The 3,738-nt window shown below is 29.7% G+C and carries 4 protein-coding genes; all 4 read left to right on the plus strand.

Annotated features, from left to right (window positions below; all coding sequences use genetic code 11):
• Positions 1-555: AI-2E family transporter (locus EZH24_RS08610; protein ID WP_137998759.1), on the plus strand; the 555-nt coding region annotated here is incomplete at its 5' end.
• Positions 552-1,565: a glycosyltransferase family 9 protein gene (locus EZH24_RS08615; RefSeq protein ID WP_137998760.1), complete on the plus strand. Its 1,014-nt coding sequence runs from the start codon at positions 552-554 to the stop codon at positions 1,563-1,565. The genes EZH24_RS08610 and EZH24_RS08615, both read left to right, overlap by 4 nt.
• An 89-nt stretch (positions 1,566-1,654) precedes the next feature.
• A complete protein-coding gene (locus EZH24_RS08620) occupies positions 1,655-3,100 on the plus strand; it encodes an aminoacyl-histidine dipeptidase (RefSeq protein WP_137998761.1) in 1,446 nt (481 codons plus the stop codon).
• A gap of 126 nt (positions 3,101-3,226) precedes the next feature.
• A complete protein-coding gene (locus tag EZH24_RS08625; protein WP_236847137.1) occupies positions 3,227-3,604 on the plus strand; it encodes a nitrous oxide-stimulated promoter family protein in 378 nt (125 codons plus the stop codon).
• The last annotated feature ends 134 nt before the right edge of the window (positions 3,605-3,738 follow it).

The following is a 3,738-nucleotide window of genomic DNA, read 5'->3' on the forward strand; positions in this document are numbered from 1 at the left end:
AAAGAACCAAGAGACGATAAAAAATATATAGACAGATTATTTAAACAAGTTTCTGAGGGAATCAAAGGAATAATATTTGGAAATTTATTTACGGGAATATTTCAAGGATTTTGCGCGTTTGTAGTTTATTCTATTTTTGGAGTAAGCAATTCTTTTACTTTCGGCTTTCTTACCATAATAGCTTCTTTTATGCCGATAATAGGCACTACGATTATATGGGTTCCGCTCGGAATTTTATTTATCATAAGAGGAGAGATAGTTAAAGCGATAATATTTTTAATCGTCTCTTGGTTCTTTATAACTATACCCGATAATTTTGTCCGTCCTTTGCTTTTGGGAAACAGAATAGAATTGCATCCTTTATTTATTTTCTTTGCAATACTTGGAGGAGTTTTATTTTTCGGTTTATCGGGAATAATTTTAGGTCCTTTAATGTTTATTTTATTTTTTGAAGTAATGAAAATTTATAACGAAGAGAGAGAATTGGACGAGCGAAAAGAAAGATTAACGCGGAAAGTCGGAAGATTTAAAATAGTTAAAAGAAAGCGTAAATGAAAAAAATATTAATAATCGGAATGAATTATATCGGAGACACAATATTTATAACTCCGTTAATAAGAGCGATAAAAAAACATTATAAAGATTGCATAATTGATATTTTAAACGGAAAACGCGGAGTAGATATTTTAAAAGAAAATCCGCATATAAATAAAATCATAATCAGAGAAGAAAATACTTTAGAAAATTTACTAAAAAATATAAAAAAAGAAAATTACGATATCGGTTTTACGGCTACAACGGCTTTTTACGGAGCTTCGATTTTGTATAAGGCAAAAATCCCAATAAGAGCGGGAGTGAGTAGCGAATTAAGGGGAATATTATTAAATAAAAAAACTTCTTGGAAAAAACATAAGAGGCATATAGTCGATACGATTTTGTCGATTTTAAAACCTATGAATATAGAGACGGACGGAATAGAAACGGAATTATTTTTAACCGAAGAAGAAAATAATTTTGGAATCGAAAAAATGAAAAATTATAAAAACTGTTTGATAGTTCATGGCGGAGCGACAAGAATAAGCAAGCGATATAACGCCGATAATTTTGCAAAGTTGATTGAAATGTTTTATAAAAAAATTCAAGTTCCAATTATTCTTATTGGTTCGGCTTCAAAAGAAGATATTGATTTTGCAAATAAAATGAAAGCGAAACTCGGCGATATAATAACGGAAGACTTCACGGCTAAACTTTCTATAAGAGAGCTTATGGCTATTATAAAAAATTCTTACGCGTTAATAGGAGGAGACAGCGCTCCTTTGCATATTGCCAACGCATTTAATATTTATTCGATTGGAATATTCGGCGACACTTTGCCTTTGATTTACGGAGCGAGAGGCGAGAAAGCTTTTAATATCGAAGAGCGGAAAAAATATTGCAATTTTTTTAAGAGTTTTCATTGCGAATATATAAAGAGAGGATGCAAAACCGTTGATTGTTTGAATAGATTAAAACCCGAAGAGATTTTGGATTATTTAATTGAGATTTATAATTTAAGTGAGTTTTAAAATAAGATACGATTTACAATTAAGATAATAAAATTTATAAATATGTTTTTGCGTAAATAATTAAAATAATTAATATATAAGGATTTATTATGGATATAAAAAATATAGAATCGAAAGAAGTTTTTAAGTGGTTTGAAGAGATAAGCAAAATTCCGAGAGAGTCGGGAAATGAAAAAGAAATAAGCGACTTTTTGGTTGAATTTGCAAGAGAAAGAAATTTTGAAGTTTATAGAGATTCGGCAAATAATGTTATAATAAAAAAATGCGGGACTTCTAAATACGAAAATAAAAACGCCGTGATAATTCAAGGACATATGGATATGGTTTGCGAAAATACTAAAGACTCTAAACATGATTTTAGGAAAGACGCTATAGAGTTGATAGTCGAAGGAGATATTTTAAAAGCAAATGGAACGACTTTGGGAGGAGACGATGGAATCGCGATAGCTATGGGACTTGCCTTGCTCGACTCAAAAAATATTCCTCATCCTCCGATAGAATTTTTGGCGACAACTTCCGAAGAGACGGGAATGGACGGAGCATTGGCGATTACGGGTGAACATTTGAATGGTAAGAGTTTAATCAATATAGACAGCGAAGAAGAGGGAATTTTTTTAGTGAGTTGTGCGGGAGGATTAAACACTCTAACTGAATTTGAAATAAAAAGAGATAGCGTAAAAGAAAATAAAGAAAATTTTGAATCTTTAAAAATTGAAATATCTGGGCTTAAAGGCGGACATTCTGGAATTGAAATTGACAAGCAGAGAGCTAACGCGATTAAAATTTTGGGAAGATTATTATATGCGGTAAAAAAAGATATATGTTTGTCTTTTATCGAAGGAGGAGCGAAACATAACGCTATTGCAAAAAATTCCGAAGCGATAATTATTACAAAAGACGCTGATAAAATAAAAAATATTTTGGAAGAATTGTCTCAAAAAATAAAAAACGAATATAAAACCGAAGATTCTCAAATGCAAATAAAAATTGAAAAATGCGAAAATGTAAACGAATGCATTACAAAAGAAATAAGCGACAATATAATCGATTTTATGAATCTTGCTCCAAACGGCGTTTTATATATGAGCAGAGAAATAAACGGACTCGTTCAAACGAGCGCAAATAACGGAGTATTGAAAGAAGAAAACGGAAAATTAACTTTCACAATTTCAATAAGAAGCTCTCTGGAAAGTTCCACAGAAGAAATAGCTTCGATAGTGGAAATAGCTTCAAAAAGAACGGGCGCAAAATTTGAAAAAGTAAATTGGTATCCAGCTTGGGAATACGATAAAAATTCAAAAATCAAAGATATAGCTTTGTCGGTTTACAAAAAAGTCGCGGGAAAAGAAGCTAAAATCGAGGCGATTCACGCGGGTTTGGAATGCGGAATATTGAAAAGAGTTTTGCCCGAAGTAGATATGATAAGTCTTGGACCGAATTTATACGATGTTCACACTCCAGCCGAGCATTTAAGTATTTCTTCGGTTGATAGAACTTGGAAATTCTTAAAAGAGCTAATTATAAATTTGAATTAAAAAATTTAGATTAAATTTTATGTTTATAAAGGCTTGCGTTTTTTATTAAATATGTTAGAATATACTAACAATTAATAAGCGAATTTAATAAATCATTGTTTTGGGGTTATTGGGCATGTTTTAAGCATGTCCAATATTTTTAAAATATATTATAATACGAATATGAACGATATGACTAAAATACAAAAGAAAAGAGAAAGAGAAAAAGATTTGGTTTTTCTTATGATAAAAATATTTTGCAACTTAAAACATAAAAATAATATTTGCGCAAAATGTATGGAATTATACGATTATTCAAAAAATCGAATAGACAAATGCAGATTTATGGAAACGAAAACTTTTTGTAGCGCTTGTCCTTCGCATTGTTATAAAAACGATATGCGTGAAAGAATAAGAGAGGTTATGATTTTTTCGAGCAAAAGAATGATTTTTTATCATCCGATATTGACTTTGAAACATATATTTATAATTTTAAAAGCGAAATTAAGACAAAAATTTTTTTAAATAAAGTATTGACATATTTTTTAATTTATGTTATATTTTGCTTAAATTAATTAAAGTTAATGAATAATGGATAAATTATTTATGATTAATAAAAATTACTATAAATTAGCATACTATAATTTCGTTAAGCAAAG

It is taken from the genome of Brachyspira catarrhinii (assembly GCF_005518285.1).
In the GTDB taxonomy this organism is placed as follows: domain Bacteria; phylum Spirochaetota; class Brachyspiria; order Brachyspirales; family Brachyspiraceae; genus Brachyspira; species Brachyspira catarrhinii.

Coding starts and splice junctions, on each gene's coding strand:
- EZH24_RS08615 (WP_137998760.1), top strand. CDS start 552: ATGAAAAAAATATTAATAATCGGAATGAATTATATCGGAGACACAATA.
- EZH24_RS08620 (WP_137998761.1), top strand. CDS start 1,655: ATGGATATAAAAAATATAGAATCGAAAGAAGTTTTTAAGTGGTTTGAA.
- EZH24_RS08625 (WP_236847137.1), top strand. CDS start 3,227: ATGTCCAATATTTTTAAAATATATTATAATACGAATATGAACGATATG.